Here is a 17,156-nt window from a genome sequence, read left to right as displayed (position 1 = left end):
ATGCGGGCTCGACGGCTGTGGCCTCATGCCGCCGCCTGTCGACCGAGTTCGGCAAGACCAGCTTCGACGATGTCGAACATTTCGTCGATTTCGGCGGCCGTGATGATCATCGGCGGGCAGAAGGCGATGGAATCGCCGATGTTGCGGCAGATCAGGCCGTTCTTCTGCAGGATCGCACCGACCCGCGCGCCCGTTGCGCCGGCGGCGGCACCGTCGGCGGGCTCAAGCTCGAGCGCGCCGATCAGGCCGACGCCGCGCGCTTCGACGGCGAGCGGATGGCGCTCGAGCGCGTTCAGCCGGCCGAGAAACTGCGGCGAGAGACGGCGCACATTGCCGACCAGATCTCTCTCCTCGATGATCGCAAGATTTTCGAGCGACACGGCGGCGGCGACCGGATGGCCGCTGGCCGTAAAGCCGTGTCCGAGCGCCCCGATCCGGTCGGCCTCGTCGGCAATCGGCTGGTAGACGTTGTCGTTGATCATCAGGGCCGCAATCGGCTGGTAGGACGACGACAGTTGCTTCGACAGCGTCATGATGTCGGGGCGCATGCCGAAGGTTTCGGAGCCGAACATGTTGCCGGTGCGCCCGAAACCGCAGATCACCTCGTCGGCGATCAGCAGGATGTCATACTTGTGCAGCATCTCCTGGATCGCCGCCCAATAGCCCTCCGGCGGCACGATGACCCCACCGGCCCCCATGACCGGTTCACCGATAAAGGCGGCAATCGTCTCCGGGCCTTCCTCGAGGATCAGCGCTTCGAGTTCCTCGGCGCAACAGCGCGAAAAGGCAAGCTCGTCCTGACCGGGTTCGGCGCCGGTTCGGTAATGCGGGCAGGTCGTGTGCAGGATGTTGGGGAAGGGCAGGTCGAAGGAGCGGTGGTTGTTGGGAAGGCCCGTCAGGCTTGCACTCAGCGCGGTGACGCCGTGATAGCCCTTGATGCGCGAGATAATCTTCTTCTTTTCCGGCTTGCCGAGCGCGTTGGATCGATACCAGACCAGCTTGATCGCAGTGTCGTTCGCCTCGGATCCGGAGTTGGCGAAATAGACCTTGGACATCGGCACCGGCGCCATGCCGACCAGCTTCTCGGCGAGATCCGCCACCGGCCCGTGCGATTTCTGCGAGAAGGTGTGGTAGTAGGGAAGCCTAGCCATCTGGCGGCTTGCCGCGTCGACCAGCCGCTGCTCGCCGAAGCCGACGGCCACGCTCCACAGCCCCGCCATGCCCTCGATATAGCGCTTGCCGCTGTTGTCGTAGACGTGGATACCCTCGCCGCGATCGATGATCAGCGGTCCATCCCGTTCGAGCTTGCGCGGGTTGGTATAGGAATGGAGATGGAAGGCCATGTCCCGCGCTTCGGTGGAATTGGGCTGTGCGGTCATCGGCGTCTCCTGTTTCGATGCGTGCTTGTTCTGATGCCTGATTACAGGGCGATATCATAGGTCAGCCAGTCCGTCCTGGTGGCCAGTTGGTCGTAGAGCCCACGTGCCCGATAATTGTTGTCGCGCGTGATCCAGCGGATGACGGACCAGCCACGGTCGCGCCCGATGTCGGCAACCGCCCGGATCAAGGCGGGAGCGGCGCCGCTGCCGCGGGCTTCGGGAGCGACGAAGAGGTCGTCGAGAAAGCCGCCGCGCGCGGCCATCAGCGGCCGGATATACTCGCGAAAATGCGTCAGGCCGATCGGGCGCCCGGAACCATCGAGCGCCAGCCGGCATTCGAGCTGACCGTCGCGGATCCAGCCCCAGACCCGGTCGCGCATCTCCTCGGTCTGATGAACGCCATAGAAGGCTGCAAATCCCGCGTGAAGCTCGTTCCATGCGGACCTGTCGCCCTCAGCAGCCGCGACGATCGTAACACCTGCCATGCCATCCCCCTGTTTGCCGGGTGGGCGCGGCGCCCACCCCTCGATCCTGTCCGTCCCTCACTGCCACCCGGCCGCCGAGCGCTTGCGATACATGTCGCGAAACTGCTCGGTAGAGACGGGCAGGAGATCGCCAGTATCCCAGTCGAGGATAACCGCATGGCGGCGCACCGCATCGAGCGCGTCGATTTCGCCGGCCTTGAATCGCTTCGAGATTTCGGCCGGATCGGTCTCCAGCCATCCCATGCGCTCAGCCCGGATCTTTTCTCGCAGTTCGGCGGTCGCCTTCGCATCGATCTCGTAAGCGCAGATTTCCGGATCGACCGCAGCGATGACGACGCCGTAATCCTTTGCCGCACGCCCGACCGAGACATAGTCGTCGATCACATCGGCCAGCACCCGCTGCGGATCGCGCTCCAGCGGGTCGCCAAAGCCGCCACCGCCGGCCGTCGGGCGCGAGAAGACGTCACCTGCCTCGATCGCCACATCGGAGAAGGTGGCGCCCAGCCATTCCTTCCTGCCGGTTTTTTCCCGCGTCAGCGTCAATCCGTGCGGCATGGAGGGCAATCCACCCTCGATGCCCCAGACGATCGCGCGTTCGCGGTCGCAGATATAGGAAATAACGGTGTTTTCGGCCTCCAGCATCCGTGAGGTCTTCATCACGCCGGCGCCGCCGCGCCATTTCCCCGGACCGGCCGAATCCGTCAGCACCTCGAATTCGGTGGTCAGGATCGGATTTGCCCGCTCCTGTCCTTCGACCGGCTGGGCCATCAGCCCCGTACCGAAGCAAGCGGTCGTGACGTTGCAGCCGTCCATGCCGTTGCGCCCGCCCCAGCCGCCCGGCAGCCAGTCGTAGAACATGAAGATCGGCTTTTCCGGCGCCCGGGCGTCGCGCCCGCCGGTTAGCAGATATTCGAGGTTGAAGGCGCAGGCGATGGCGCGTTCCGGAATGATCTTCGACCAGATCTCGTAGATCGCGTTCATGATCTTCTCGAAGGGCATGAGGAAACCGGTGACGGCCACCGGCCATTTCGCATCGACGATCGAGCCTTCCGGGGCGACGATTTCGAACACCCGGTAGAAGCCGCTGTTGAGCGGCAGATCCGGGAAGAAGGTCTTCATGCCCGCCGCGACCGCCGAGAAGGTCGCGCCGAAGGCGGAGTTGTAGATCGAACCGATGGTCGGGTGGCTGCCGGTGAAGTCGTAGATCGCGCGGTCGCCCTTGATCGTCAGCTTGACCTTGATCGGGATCATGCCTTCGTTGCCGGCCGGGTCGCGATCGATGAAATCCTGGGTTTCCCACTCGCCATCCGGCAAGGCTGCGATGCGCTGGCGCATGGCGCGTTCGACATAATCCTGCACGGCGCCGAGCCCCTGCTTGACCGTGCCCTCGCCGTACTTGCCGACGAGCCGCAGGATCTCGCGCTCGCAGACCTGGGTCGCCTGCGCCTGGGCGTGAATGTCGCCGATGATCGAGGCCGGGTCGCGGGTGTTGGAGGCGATCAGATGGGCAACGTCCTTGCAGAACCGCCCCTTGTCGAACAGCCGGATCGGCGTGATGCGCATGCCCTCCTTGAACATCTCCTTGGCAGCGACGTCGAAGGAGCCGGGAACGCTGCCACCGAGATCGGACCAGTGACCGTTGGACTGACTGAAGGCGATGATCCTGCCGTCGACGAAGATCGGGCGGATCAGCCGGACGTCGTTGAAATGAGTGCCGCCAGCATAGGGGTCGTTGATCGCGTAGACGTCGCCCGGGTGCATGTCGCCGTCGAAGGCGCGGATGACGTCCTTGCAGGTGAAATGCAGGGTGCCAACGTGCACGGCGATGTCCTGGTTGCCCTGGGCCGCCGAGTTGCCTTCGGCATCGTGGAGCGCACTGGAGAAGTCTCTGTTATAGATGACGAAGGAATAACAGGTTCGCAGGATTTGCTCGGCCATCTGGTCGACGCTGGTGATGAAGGAATTCTTCAGGACCTCGAAGGTCACCGGGTCAAGGTTTTGCTGTTCAGACATTCGCTTCACCTTCGATGCGGATGATGATGTTGAGATAGGTGTCCACTTCCGCGGTCGTTCCCGGCGGGACGACGACGGTGGAATCGAGCTGTTCGACGATGGCAGGGCCCTTGAAGACGAAGCCCGCCGGCAGGGCTTCCCGGTCGTAGACCGGTGTCTCGAGCGCGGCATCGGCTGCAAACCAGACATCGCGCCGCGTCTTCGGCTCGGGGGTAAGCCAGGTCGGTTCGTGCTTGGCAAGCGATGCCTTCGGCACCATGCCGACCGCCTTGAGATTGATGCGGAACAGGCTGACGGGCGTCTCGTCGCGGCGGAAGTTGTATTCGCGCTGATGCTCACGGTGGAAGGCTTCGACCAGCGGTGCGATGTCGACAACCGGAGACGGCGCGGTGACCGCAAGCGACCGCCACTGGCCGAGATACATCATGTCGATGCTGCGCTGGAGCACCACATCCTTGGACGCGACCCCTTCATGTGCGAGCCGCTCCGAGGCTTCCTGCTCGAGACGAAGGAAAGCCTCCTCGATCGCGGTCGCGTCGGCATCGGCCGCCGCCTTCAGGTAGCTCTCCGAAAAATCATGCTGCATGTCGACAAGCAGGCAGCCGAGCGCCGAGGTGACGCCAGGGTTCGGCGGCACGATGACGGCCGGGATCGCCAGTTCGCGGGCGATTGCCGCGCCATGCAGGGCCCCTGCACCGCCGAAGGCGACGAGCGCAAAGTCGCGCGGGTCGTAGCCACGGCTGATCGAGATCAGCCGCACCGCATCCGACATATTGGCATTGGCAACGCGGATGATCGCATCGGCGGCCGCATGCGGTTCAAGTCCGAAGGGCTCGGCCACGCCCTCGCGGACGGCCCGAAGCGCCAGATCCGCATCAAGCTTGATCTTGCCGCCGGCAAGGCTGGTGCCGAGACGGCCGAGCACGACATTGGCATCGGTGTTGGTCGGCTGGCGGTTGCCCTTGGCATAGCAGGCAGGCCCCGGATTGGCGCCGGCCGATTGCGGCCCATTGCGCAGCGATCCCGCCTCGTCGGTCCAGGCGAGCGAGCCGCCGCCGGCACCGATCGTCAGGACCTCGATCGAGGAAAAGCGGATCGGATAGCCGAATTCGATGAACCAGTCCTTGGTGATGCGCGACTGGCCGTCATAGGCAAGCGACACGTCGGTCGAGGTGCCGCCCATGTCGAGGCCGATCGAGTTTCGGAAGCCGCAAAGCTCAGCGATGTATTTGCTGGCGATCGCGCCGGCGGCGATGCCGGAGCCGGCCAGCCGCGCGGCAAAATCCTCGACACTCTTCGGTGTCATCACCCCGCCGCCGGTGTGCAACAGCAGAAGGTCGCGCTCATAGCCGTCCTGCTGCAGCCGCTTGCCGAGCCGAGAGGTGTAGTCGACGACGACGGGGCTGAGGGCTGCATTGGCGACCGTCGTCGAGAACCGCTCGTGCTCGAAGATCTCCGGCAAGACTTCGGACGAGGTCGAGACCGGAACGCCGGGCATCACCTCCATCAGGATCTCCTTCATGCGCCGCTCGTTGGCGCCATTCATGAAGGCGTTCATGAAGCAGACGGCGACGGCCGCGACATTGCGGCGCTTGAGAATGCGCGCCACCTCGCGGGCCTCGTCCTCGTCGAGGGTGGCAACGATCCCGCCTTGCGCATCGACGCGTTCGGACACCACCAGTCGGTCGCGCCGCGGCACATAGGGCGGCACCACATCCTTGTAGGTATCCCAGAGGTCTTCCTTGTTGGCGCGGCGGATCTCGATCACATCGCGAAAACCGCGGGTGCAGACCATCGCGGTGCGCGGCAGCCGCCGGGTGATCAGGGCGTTGGTGGCAACGGTGGTGCCGTGCGAGAAAAGCGCGACTTTCGACAGATCGATACCGGCCCTTTCGACGCCGGTCATGATACCGTCGATCGGATCGGCCGACGATGACGTCTTTTCGACCCGGATCAGGCCCGTAGTCTCGTCCATTATGCAGATGTCGGTAAAGGTGCCGCCGACATCGACCGCAACGCGAAGGTTTTGCAAGATCCGTCTCCTGTCTTTCAATCATTGAAACGCGGGCAAGGCTTCGCCCTCGCCCGGTCGGGCGTTTGCGCACCTCATGTCTTTCTGGTGTGTGGGCGGCCCTCGGTTCAGCCGGAACCGCTCGGGCGCGCCATGCTATAGCGCTCACGCGCTTCGCTTGGACTGTAGCCGAAATGCGCCTTGTAATGACGGCTGAGCTGCGCGTGGTCGCTGAACCCCAGCGCATAGGCGATTTCCGAAACCAGCTTATGGCAGGACGGATCGCGCAGCATCTCGTCCGAGCGCAACAGCCGCTGGAGCCGGATCCAGTGACACACGGACGTGCCCTGCCGCTTCATCAGCTGGTGCAGATAGCGCACCGAGATCCCGCAGGCATCAGCGATCATCTGCGGGCCGAGATCGGCACGCGCGAGATTGGCGCGGACATAGCGTTCGACGCGGTGCAGGTGGCCGACCTGGACCGAGCCCGCATCCGACATCAGCATGCGCTCGTCCGATATCAGCGACATCGCGAGAATATCGACCAGGTGCTTGCCGGTCATGTCGCGGGCGGGTGCATCCATCTCGACGAGCCGTGGCGCGACCAGCCGGATCATGTCGACGAACAGGGCGCCGGTGCCCCGGGTGGAATCGAAGCTCAGCGACGCGATGCGCTCGGGCAGCCCGACGCGCGGCCGCAGCGTCGCGATCGGCACCTTCAAGACCCAGAGCGTGTTCTTGGCGGAATAGCTGAACTCATAGGGAAGATGGCTGCGCTCGACCAGAAAGGCACCCGGCTTGCACTGCACCGCCTTGCCGCTCTGCTCGAAGCTGATCTCGGCTTTTTCCGGCACGGTGATCAGGTAGCTTTCTTCCCGCTCATGCAGGAGATGCCGCTTCTGGCGACGGTAGAGAAGGCCGTCGGAATCGAGCCGCGACAGCGAGACCGCACCGAGGTCCCAGACGTTGAGCTCGCCGGAAAATTCCGCCGCGTTCTGAAAGCGCAGGTCGAGCGGAAAATAGGTGCTCGACACCGCCTCGTCCCAATAGCGCTTGCGCTCGACCGCAGCCGTGCCTGCCGTGGAATAACTCACGTCCATGCGAAGCTCCCATCCCGGCCGCCGTCCGAACGCTTCGGCTGTTCCCATGGTGCCGAGGCGACGGCCGATTGCGGCCCATTGTTCCCGTCGGTTGCCTTTGATGTCGCCGCCTCTTCAGGGCTTTCGCGACCGGCAATTCCTCAGGTCTTCAAACAGTAGACTATGCCTTGCCCCTTGCCGCTAGTCGCAAAGCGCGCTTGCGCTTGTCGCTGGGCGTATTGAACGTTCAATCGGCACGCACGATGGCTTCGGCCGCGAGCGCGACCGACAGCAGATGCGCATCGTGATGCGGCTGTGCGGACAGCAGCAGGCCGACCGGCATGCCGGCATCGCCAATACCGCAGGGTATCGAGACACCGCACCAGTCGAGGAAGTTGCCGATCAAGGTGTTGCGCAAGGTCTTGGCGTTGGTTTCGACAAACAAGGCGTCATCGGTGAGAAGCGGTGCTGTCGGCGGTGCCACATGGGCGACCGTCGGAAAGGCGATGATCTCGTTCGGCCCGACGCTGAAGGCAATCTCGTCGATCAGTGCCGCGCGAAGCTCTGATGTGGCGATGTAGTCGGAAAGGCTGATCTTTTGCCCGAGCCGGGCCCGCGCCACGACGCGCTGGTCCATCCCTGCGGCCTGCGGGCCATCCAACCTCTCGCGATGCAATGCATAGGCTTCGGCAGTCACCAGCGGCCCATGCTTCGACATTGCCTCGAAGATACGTTCGAACGTCGGAAACGGCTGGCGGCGGACATGGGCGCCGGCGCGCTGCAACCGGACGATTGCCGCTTCGAAGGCGGTGACGACGCCGTCCTCGGCATCGTCGAACACGATTGTCGTCGGCACGACGATCGACAGGCCCTCAATATTGCCGCGACGGATTTCCGGCGCCGGCAAGCCGCGCATGGCGGCATCGACCCAAACGGCATCCTGCACGGTCCGACAAAGAGGTCCAAGCGAATCCAGGCTTTTGGCGAGCGGAAAGACGCCGCGCATGGAATAGCGGCCGCGCGTCGCCTTGTAGCCGACGATGCCGTTGAAGGCGGCGGGAATGCGGATCGACCCGCCCGTGTCCGTGCCGATCGACACCGGTACGAGATCGGCGGCAACCACAACGCCGGAGCCGGAGGATGAGCCACCCGGAAGCCGATCGACGTCCGTGGCGCAGGGGTTGCGCGGCGTGCCGTAATGCGGGTTGATGCCGAGCCCGGAAAAGGCGAACTCGCTCATATTGACCCGGCCGACACTGATCATGCCGGCATGGCCGAGCGCCGTCACCACGGCTGCATCGCCCTCGGCCGCCGGCGCGTCCTTGAGGACGACCGATCCGGCCGTCGTCGGCAGACCCGACAGGGCAAACAGGTCCTTCCAGGCAACGGGAATGCCGTCGAGAAGGCTGAGCGGGCGGCCGGCGGCAAGACGCCGGGCGGAAGCGTCCGCCTCGCGCATCGCCCGTTCCGGCACGACCCTGGTGAAGATCGCCCGGTCCTCGTGGCCGCCGATCCGCTCCAGCGTCCAGCCCGTCAGTTCGCGCGGATCGAGCGCGCCCGATTGCAAAAGCACCGACAGCCGCGCGATCGATTTGCCGCCAAGATCCTGCGTCATTGCGTCGATCTCCTATCGCTCGACCAGCTGCATCCAGCGACGGACCAGATAATTGTGCTCGTCCATCGTCGTGTTCCACACGGCGATGCAATTGGCGCGCTGCCAGTAAGAGCCACCGCTCCTGACCGATCCGGCGCGGATGCGCATGCTGCCATCCGGCCCCGGCAGGTCGCTGACCGCCGGCAGGCCACCATACCAATAGTCCCATTCGGCCACCGACATGAATTGCCGCGAGCGCTCGGGCGTCGAGATGTAGTAGCCCTGGCGCGCGACCACGGCGCCCGGCCAGCCCGAAATCCACCAGTTGAGATATTCATAGGCGACATCGCGCATGCGCCCCGACAGATGACGCGCGAGGCACAAGCCCCCGTGCCAGGCGCGATAACCTTCCGCCGGCACCGCCTGTTCCACCGGAACGCCCTGGCCGTTGAGGATGCTGATGCCCGTCGACCACATGCTCTGGATGTCGGTTTCGCCGCGCACCATCAGCCGGGCGGCATCTTCCGCCGTGCGCCAGAAGGCGCGGAAATAGCCGTCCTTCTTGCGCGCCTCGAGCAGCCCGATCAACCGGTCGATCTCGTCGACCGTCATGGCGCCGATATTGTCGAACGACATCAGCCCGGACGCCTGTGCGGCAAGTGCGGCATCGAAGATGCCGATCGCGGGCTCATCGACGAGGGCCGCGCGTCCGGCCCAGCGGTCGTCGAGAAGGGCCGCCCAGCTGTTCATCGACACGGTGTTGGGGGCGACGTCGGTCCTGTAGGCAAAGCTGTCGAAATTATGCGTCGTCGGCAGCATCGAGATCGTGCTCGACGGCGTGTCGCCAAGTTCGAGATTGGGCTGCACGAACAGTTTCTTGACCGGCGCGTCCCCCTGCCCCAGCCGGGCATTCGGGCCGATATGGCCGGTCTTCGTCAGATCGTTGATCTCGTCCCAAAGCGCGATGCGGCCGATCTCGATCGGCTGGATCGCCCGCCAGTACCAGACGATATCCAGATTGTGGAAACATTGGTCGTAGATGTCGTAGCTGTCGGGCTCCTGCGCCGCCTTGTGCTGCGTCGTCAGGAAGTCATTGTTGTCGAAGACGACCTCGATGCCGAGATCGGCCTCGGCGCGCACCCTCAGCTCCTCGAGCAGCGAGATCGCCGTGCCGAGCACGCGCAGCCGCGGGCGCCCTTCGAGGTGAAGGGCCGGTGTCGCAATTGTCGTTTGGTCGGGCTGGCGTTTGCTCATATAGACGACTGACGTTCCTGAAGGCTGCTTTTCGGGACGGCGGCCTCCCCGACGGGCGACCGGTCGAGGGCAAAAGCCTCGAACGACCGTTTCAGCAGCTCGATATCCAGACCGTCAACAATAAAGACGATGCGCGACCGGCGATCCTCGTCCGGCCAGCGCTCCATATGGACGGGCGTGTGCACCAGATGCTGGACGCCGTGAATGGCGACCGGGCGGTCTTCGCCCGCAATGTTGAGAATGCCCTTGACCCGCAGCACCCTGTCGCCGTGGCGATTGAGCAGCATCGTCAGCCAGATGCCGAAGGCCGTCCAGTCGATGGCGCGCTCCACCGTTATCACGAAAGAGGTCACCGCCGATTGGTGCACACCGCCGGCGGCCGTCGCCAATTGCACTGGCGTCTCACAGTAAAAGCCACGTGTCGACTGCAGTGCCGTCGCCCGCAGGCTGAGGTTTTCATCGACGAGCGCGCCGACGTCGAAGGACGGATCGGTCGCCAGCAGCAGCGGTGCATCCGGATTGAGGCCGCGCAAAGTCTCGACGAGGCCAGACACATCGGCCGATGGCGCCAGATCGGCCTTGGTGACAACAAGCCGATCGGCGATGGCGGCCTGGCGGTTGGATTCGACATAGGTGCCGAGCTGGCTGACCCCGTTGACCGCATCGACCGTCGTGATGACATTGCCGGGCCGGAAATGGTGGCGCAGGACCGGATCTGACTTGATCGTCGACAGCACCGGAAACGGATCGGCAAGCCCGGTGCTTTCGACGACGATGCGGCGGAAGGGCGGCACCACACCACGTTCGCGCTTGGAATGCAGATCCTTGATCGCCTCGGCAAGCTCGCCACGCACAGTGCAGCAAAGACAGCCGGACTGCAGCAGCACCATGGTGTCGTCGATGCGTTCGACCAGGTGATGGTCGAGGCCGACCTCTCCGAATTCGTTGATGAGCACCGCCGCATCGGAAAGGGCTGGATCGGCGAGCAGGCGCGCAAGCAGCGTCGTCTTGCCGGAACCGAGGAAGCCCGTCAGCAGGTTGATCGGGGTCAAGAGCGGGATCGTGGTTTCCTCAGCCATCGATGGCGGCCTCCGCAGCGGCAATCAGGCCGGGCTCGAGCGGGTCGCAGGGGCGCCCGCAGAGCCGTTCGGCCGCCGGCCAGAGATGGCCGAGGTCCTCGATGATCTCGCTCTTGCCGGTGCGGGTCGCAAGCACGAAGGATGCGCCCTGCCAATCGGAGATGGTCAGGCCGAAGCGCGCCAGCATGCCGTTGGCGATCCGCACCCTGTTGGCGCGCTCGCGCCTGCGGTCGATGCGCTCAACATTGCGGGTGTAGACGCCTGGCCGCGCCACCGCGTCGGCCCAGTGTTCGTTGCCTCCAAGGACGCCGCAGAGAGAGCACATCGTGTCATCCAATCGGTAAAAGGCGGGCAATCGGTAAAAAGGCGGGGACGGCGCTCAGGACCACCCCCGCCAGTCGCTCACTTCTTGCGCGGGAAGCGCTTGGCAAAGTCGTCGGCGATCTCGTTCATGGTCACGAACTTCACGCCCGGATGCTTGATCATGTGGGCATAGAGCCGCTCCAGCATCATCAGCACCTGCGGGCGGCCGGCAACGTCGGGATGGATGGTAATCGGAAACACCGCATAGTCCATCTCGCGGTAGACCCAGTCGAACTGGTCGCGCCAGATCTGCTCGATGTCGTGCGGGTTGACGAAGCCGTGGCTGTTCGGCGATTTCTTGATGAACATCATCGGCGGCAGGTCGTCGAGATACCAGGATGCCGGGATTTCGATGAGATCGGTTTCCTTGCCGCGGGTGAGCGGCACCATCCAGTCAGACGGCTTCTTGGAGTAGTCGATCTTCGTCCACTTGTCGCCGACGCGCACATAATAGGGCGTGAAATCGTTGTGCATCAGCGAGTGGTCGTACTTGATGCCGCGCTCGAGCAGCAGCTCGTTGGTGACGTTGGAAAACTCCCACCACGGCGCAACGTAACCGGTCGGGCGCTTGCCCGAGAGCTTGGTGACGAGATCGATGCACTTGTCGAGGACTTCGGTTTCCTGCTCGCGCGTCATGGCGATCGGGTTTTCATGGGTGTAGCCGTGAATGCCGATCTCGTGGCCGGCATCGGCAACCGCCTGCATCTGCTCGGGGAACGTCTCGATCGAGTGGCCGGGGATGAACCAGGTGGTCTTGATGCCGAAGCGCTCGAACAGCTTCAGAAGGCGCGGGCTGCCGACCTCGCCGGCAAAGAGGCCGCGCGAAATATCGTCAGGCGAATCCTCGCCCCCATAGGATCCGAGCCAGCCGGCGACCGCATCGACGTCGATGCCGAAGCTGCAGAGGATTTCCTTGGCCATGGTATGTCTCCTTCGTGTTTTATCGTTCAAAAGGTCAAGCTGGCTGGACGTCAGGCTGGGATGACGGTGGCTTCGCCCGGCTGCCAGCTCAAAAGAATGTCGGCGCCGACCGGGAAGGCGTCGGGCTGGTATTTGTCGACATGGGCTTCGAGCGAGACGGTGCGCCCGTCCCCAAGTGTTGCCGTCAGATGGGACACGTGGCCGACCACGTCGAAGCGGCTGACGCTGGCGCCGACGACATTGCCGCCGACAGTCTGGGCAATCTGTTCGCGCGAGACGCGGGCTGCCGGGTGCACCTCGATCGCCTCGGCCGGAATGACGACGTTGACGCGCGACCGCCGTGCAAGGTTGCCGTTCGGGCGGCCGGACAACTGACCGAGCGGCGTCGAAACCAGCGTCCGTTCGTCGGATGCGCCATCGACCTCGCCCTGGAAAATGGTGTTGTTGCCGATGAACTGGGCGACGAAGGCCGTGTTCGGCCGGGTGTAGAGCTGATGCGGCGGGCTGATCTGCTCGACCTTGCCCTGGTTCATCACCACGATGCGGTCGGAAAGCGCCAATGCCTCGGACTGCGCGTGGGTGACGAAGACGAAGGTCACGCCAAGCGTCTTCTGCAGCAGCTTCAGTTCGTTCTGGATCGCCTTGCGCAGGTTGGCGTCGAGTGCTCCCAGCGGCTCGTCGAGCAGCAGGATGTCCGGCTCGACGACAAGCCCACGGGCAAGCGCGATGCGCTGGCGCTGGCCGCCCGACAAGCGGTCGGGCTTCTTCTCGGCGATATCTTCGAGCCCCAGCGTCGCCAGGATCCGGTCGACCTTGGCGTCGCGTTCGGCCTTTGCCATGCCCTTGACGTCGAGGCCGTAGCCGACATTGCGGCGCACGGTCATATGAGGAAAGAGCGCGTAGCTCTGGAAGATCATCGACGTCGGCCGGTGTTCCGGCCGGATGTCGTTCATGCGTTTGCCCTTGATCAGCATCTCGCCCGACGAGATCGTCTCGAAGCCGGCGATCATGCGCAGCGTCGTCGTCTTGCCGCAGCCCGACGGCCCGAGAAACGCGATGAACTCGCCCTTGGAAACCGACAGGTTGAAATCGATCACGGCGGGCGTGCCGTTGTCATAGACCTTGCCGACATTGTTGAGTTCGAGGTCGAAGATCATCGTGGCGCTCCGGAGCTTGCTGAAATCACGGGTATCTGGCGCGTGGCCCCGGCCGCATTGTCGTTCGTGCAAGGGCCACGCACTGTGTTTCTGGACACCGGGAGGTTTTCGCCTCCCGGCCTGTCCGATCAGGCGTTCAGGAACTCGTCCCACTTCTGGATCAGGTGGTCGTATTCATCCGGCCACTGGTGCCAGTAGGCGACGTTCTTGGCGCGCTCTTCGAGCGAACCGCCGTCGCGCAGGTCACCTTCCTTGATGCCGCGCTCCTCGGCGCCGACCCAGGGCTTGCCCTCGTACCAGAAGGCATATTTCTCCGGCGCCATGACGTTCTTGATGTTGGTCGACGGCGAGTAGTAGCCCTGCTCGGACACGGTGATGCCGGGCTCGCCCGAGAGCCAGTAGTCGGCATAGGCGATGACCGCCTCCTTGTTGGCGGTTCCGGCAATCATCGCCGGCCCGATTGCCCAGCCGCGATAGCCTTCCTTCGGCACCGCGTAGCGGCAGGCCTTGCCCTGCGCCTTGACGGCCATGACCGCCGGCTGCCAGGCGTCGCAGACGACCATTTCGCCCGATGCCATCAGGTTGACGAGCTCGCCGAAGTCGCCCCAGAGCGCGCGGAACTGGCCTTCCTTCTTCTTGGAAATCAGGAACTTTGCCGCCTCGTCGATTTCGGCCGCCGTTGCATTGCCGGGGTTCTTGACGTCGGAGAGGCCAAGCGAGTTCATCGCCATCATCGCCTGTCCGATCGCGATCAAGGGGTCGGTGTTGATGCCGGACTTGCCCTTCCACTTCGGGTCGAAGATCGCGGTCCAGCTGTTGGCCTCCTCGGCCGAAAGCACATCCGGGTTGTAACCGATGGAATCGTAGTTGTAGACCGCCGGCACCATGTTCAGCCCTGTCTGGCTTTCATCGGTCCAGATCTGGCCGACGATCTGGGCGGAGCGGTCCCACTTGTCGCTGGCGGTTGTGAACGTGTCGCGGATGTTGGCCCAGTTCTTCAGCGCGGAGGCTGGAATGGGCTCGACATTGTTGGTCATGACGATCGACGGCAGGCGCTCGGCGATGATTTCCCAGCAATCGTAGTCCTTGGAGCCGGAGAGGATCTTCGTCTGGGCGTCCGGGAAGGTCGCGGCCGTTCCGGAGGTGCCGCCGACGCCGGCGGCCGCCTTGAACTGTTCCAGGATGCGCTCCTGAACGGTGACCGAAAGTCCGATCGTGCGCAGCTGCTGGCCGGCCAGGTCGGCTGCCTGCGCGAAGGCTGCGCGCGACGACAGGAACGGCGTGCCGCCGCCCATGGCAAGCGCCATCATGCCTGCTGACCGTTTGAGGAGGGAGCGGCGATTGAGTTCCATACGTGGCATTGTCTCTTCTCCAGTTGTTGTTGTTCCCCGGAGCCCGATTGGCACGAACCCCATTTCGTTCGCCGCTGAGCGCGGCTTTAGTAGCGCCCCACCAGGAGGCCCCCATCCACGACCAGCACCTGGCCGGTGATGTATCTCGCACTGTCGGATGCCAGGAACGCGATGACGTCGGCGATATCCTCGGGCGTTCCGAGCCGTTTCATCGGAATGAAGGCGGCAGCCGCTTCGGCGCCCTCCGGCCCCAGCGAGTTTTCCTTCGACAGCAGCTGCGCCGTGCGGATGTAGCCGGGCGCCACGCCGTTGACGCGAACGCCGTCGCCGGCAAGCTCGACCGCGAGCCCCCGCACCAGCCCGACGACGCCGGACTTGGCGGCGGAGTAGTGCACATGCTCGTCCCAGCCGTAGGCGACGCCCATGATCGAGGAGAGAGCGACGATGCTGCCCTCGCCGCGCTTGCGCATGCCGGGCGCTGCGGCGCGCACGAGCCGGAAGATGCCCTTCAGATCGATGTCGAAGGTCAGGTCCCACTTGTCATCGGTAAGGGCCGAAAGCGGGGTGCGATGGGCAATGCCGGCATTGGCGACGATCACGTCGATGCGGCCGTGACGTTTTTCCAGGTCGGCGATCAGCGCATCGGTCGCCGATGTCGAGCGCACGTCGTAATAGGCAAATTCGGCAGAGCCGCCGGCCTCGCGGATCGCATCGACCGTGGCCGCGCCCTCGCGCTCGAGAATGTCGGTGACGACGACATGGTCGCCCTTGGCGGCAAAGGCCCGGGCGGCGGCCTGACCGATGCCAATGCCGGCGCCGGTGACGATGACAATGCGGGAGGATTTCTGAGGATCTGGCATATTCATCTTTCCTGTCAAAGCATCACGTCGCCGGAATTGGGCCCGAGCGTCTGGCCGACGAACAGGCTCGCGGCCGGCGACGCCAGAAACGAAACGGTCGCGGCGACCTCGTCCGGCTCGCCGAAGCGCCCGAGCGGCAGTTCGGCCTTCTTGGCGTCTCGCCACTCTTCGGAGAGCCCCATGACCAGCGGCGTGTTGATCGGGCCGGGCGCAACGGCATTGACGCGCACGCCACGGCTCGACACCTCGCGCGCCAGCGCCTTGGTCATGCCGATGATCGCAGCCTTGGCGGACGAATAGTGCACGAGTTCCACGCCGCCGATCTGGCCGAGCTGCGAGGCCATGTTGACGATGACGCCCTCGCGGCGGGCGAGCATGTCCGGCAGCACCGCCCTCGTCATCAGGAAGGTGCCGCGCACATGCACCGCAAACATCCGGTCGAAATCGGCAACCTCCAGATTTTCGAACAGCGCCTGATGGGCGATGCCGGCGTTGTTGACGAGCAGCGCCACGGGGCCATGGAGCCGGGCTGCCTTCTCTGCCGTCGCCTTGACGTCCGCTTCGCTCGAAACGTCGCCGGCAACCGCCGTCGCCACGCCGCCGGCAGCCGCGATCTCGCCGGCGACCGCGGCAGCACTTTCAGGCGAGAGATCGTTGACGACGACGGCATAACCGTCAGCCGCCAGTCTCAGGGCAATGGCCCGGCCGATGCCGGAGCCGGCACCGGTGACGATCGCTGCGCCGCGTGCGGAAGAGCTGGCCATCACGCCTCCTCCTGGATCGCGACACGCTTGGCACGGCGCACCGACAGCATCATCAGTGCGGCGTAGGTCCCGAGCAGGGCGAAGGAAAACAACGTCGTCAGCACGCCGAAGGCAAAGACGTTCGGATGCACTTCGACGGAGAAAGTACCGTAGATCGCCAGCGGCAATGTCAGGTCGCGACCGGAGGCAAAGAGCGTGCGCGAAAACTCGTCATAGGACAGCGTGAAGGCAAAGAGCATGGCGGAAAGCACGCCCGGGAAGATCAGAGGGAACGTCACCTTGCGGAAGGTGCGCGCCGGCGTGACCCCGAGCGACCAGGACGCCTCCTCCATGCTCGGATCGAAGCGGTTGAAGATCGCCAGCATCACCAGGAAGGCGAAGGGGAAGGTGTAAACCACGTGGAGGACGAAGGCGGTGCTCCACCAGTGGCGGTCGATACCGAGCGTGTTGGCAACGAGCGCCATGCCGAGACCGACCAGCACGCCCGGCACCATCATGCCGAGAACGATGAGGTAGAAGACCACGCCCGAGCCGCGGAACTTGCGGCGGAAGGCCTGTGCCGCGGTGACGCCGAGCACCGTCGAGACGATCATGGTCATCACCGCGAGACCGAGCGAGCGGACCAGCGCCTGCTCGATCGGCAGTGGCGCGATGCGCGACGGCGGCGTCAGGCCGAAGAGATGCTTGTACCAATAGGTCGACCATTCGATGATCGGGAACTGCGGCCCGCCTTCCGGTCCCGTCTGGAAGGACAGGATGGCAAGCACGACGAGCGGGCCGTAGAGGAAGACCAGGAAGAGCGCGGTGTAGGCCCCAAGGCCGGTTTTGATGCCGCTGGCATTCAT

Annotated in this window: 15 protein-coding genes; all 15 read right to left on the bottom strand. The window is 64.4% G+C overall.

The genetic code is table 11. The annotated features are described in order from the left end of the window. Positions 1–23: 23 nt before the first annotated feature. The 15 genes from RTP54_RS17990 to RTP54_RS17920 all read right to left on the bottom strand — a co-directional run bounded on the left by RTP54_RS17990 (position 24) and on the right by RTP54_RS17920 (position 17,156). Entirely contained in the window at positions 24–1,379 is a 1,356-nt protein-coding gene (locus RTP54_RS17990) for an aspartate aminotransferase family protein (protein ID WP_312364746.1), read from the bottom strand. Positions 1,380–1,420: 41 nt separating this feature from the next. After that, positions 1,421–1,864, bottom strand: a complete 444-nt coding sequence (locus RTP54_RS17985; protein ID WP_112806189.1) for a GNAT family N-acetyltransferase — start codon at positions 1,862–1,864, stop codon at positions 1,421–1,423. Positions 1,865–1,921: 57 nt separating this feature from the next. Further along, a complete protein-coding gene (locus RTP54_RS17980) occupies positions 1,922–3,877 on the bottom strand; it encodes a hydantoinase B/oxoprolinase family protein (protein ID WP_312364743.1) in 1,956 nt (651 codons plus the stop codon). Then, entirely contained in the window at positions 3,870–5,909 is a 2,040-nt protein-coding gene (locus tag RTP54_RS17975; protein WP_312364741.1) for a hydantoinase/oxoprolinase family protein, read from the bottom strand. Before RTP54_RS17975 ends, RTP54_RS17980 begins: the two co-directional genes overlap by 8 nt. A gap of 107 nt (positions 5,910–6,016) precedes the next feature. Then, positions 6,017–6,988 carry a helix-turn-helix domain-containing protein gene (locus RTP54_RS17970; RefSeq protein WP_112806195.1) on the bottom strand — a complete coding sequence of 324 codons (972 nt, stop codon included), beginning with the start codon at positions 6,986–6,988 and terminating at the stop codon, positions 6,017–6,019. Between the two features lie 226 nt (positions 6,989–7,214). Beyond that, the gene (locus tag RTP54_RS17965; RefSeq protein ID WP_312364739.1) at positions 7,215–8,582 is read right to left on the bottom strand and encodes an amidase; all 1,368 of its coding nucleotides are present in this window, start codon (positions 8,580–8,582) and stop codon (positions 7,215–7,217) included. 12 nt (positions 8,583–8,594) lie between these two features. Further along, entirely contained in the window at positions 8,595–9,815 is a 1,221-nt protein-coding gene (locus RTP54_RS17960) for a PotD/PotF family extracellular solute-binding protein (protein WP_112815936.1), read from the bottom strand. Then, positions 9,812–10,894 (bottom strand): GTP-binding protein, encoded by a 1,083-nt coding sequence (locus RTP54_RS17955; RefSeq protein ID WP_312364737.1) that lies wholly within the window; start codon positions 10,892–10,894, stop codon positions 9,812–9,814. The genes RTP54_RS17960 and RTP54_RS17955 overlap by 4 nt, the downstream gene beginning before the upstream one ends. After that, positions 10,887–11,219: a hypothetical protein gene (locus tag RTP54_RS17950; protein ID WP_312364736.1), complete on the bottom strand. Its 333-nt coding sequence runs from the start codon at positions 11,217–11,219 to the stop codon at positions 10,887–10,889. The genes RTP54_RS17955 and RTP54_RS17950 overlap by 8 nt, the downstream gene beginning before the upstream one ends. A gap of 77 nt (positions 11,220–11,296) precedes the next feature. Then, a complete protein-coding gene (locus tag RTP54_RS17945; protein WP_112815938.1) occupies positions 11,297–12,178 on the bottom strand; it encodes a polysaccharide deacetylase family protein in 882 nt (293 codons plus the stop codon). Between the two features lie 50 nt (positions 12,179–12,228). Further along, positions 12,229–13,335 carry an ABC transporter ATP-binding protein gene (locus RTP54_RS17940; protein ID WP_312364735.1) on the bottom strand — a complete coding sequence of 369 codons (1,107 nt, stop codon included), beginning with the start codon at positions 13,333–13,335 and terminating at the stop codon, positions 12,229–12,231. 128 nt (positions 13,336–13,463) lie between these two features. Next, the gene (locus tag RTP54_RS17935) at positions 13,464–14,696 is read right to left on the bottom strand and encodes a PotD/PotF family extracellular solute-binding protein (RefSeq protein WP_112806208.1); all 1,233 of its coding nucleotides are present in this window, start codon (positions 14,694–14,696) and stop codon (positions 13,464–13,466) included. Between the two features lie 77 nt (positions 14,697–14,773). Continuing rightward, positions 14,774–15,547: an SDR family NAD(P)-dependent oxidoreductase gene (locus RTP54_RS17930; protein ID WP_312364733.1), complete on the bottom strand. Its 774-nt coding sequence runs from the start codon at positions 15,545–15,547 to the stop codon at positions 14,774–14,776. A gap of 14 nt (positions 15,548–15,561) precedes the next feature. After that, a complete protein-coding gene (locus tag RTP54_RS17925) occupies positions 15,562–16,311 on the bottom strand; it encodes an SDR family oxidoreductase (protein WP_312364731.1) in 750 nt (249 codons plus the stop codon). Further along, positions 16,311–17,156, bottom strand: a complete 846-nt coding sequence (locus tag RTP54_RS17920) for an ABC transporter permease (protein ID WP_112806212.1) — start codon at positions 17,154–17,156, stop codon at positions 16,311–16,313. Before RTP54_RS17920 ends, RTP54_RS17925 begins: the two co-directional genes overlap by 1 nt.

Origin of the sequence: Ensifer sp. (assembly GCF_031989085.1) — a bacterium.
GTDB lineage: Bacteria > Pseudomonadota > Alphaproteobacteria > Rhizobiales > Rhizobiaceae > Ensifer.
This window is presented reverse-complemented; position numbering and strand designations above follow the sequence as displayed.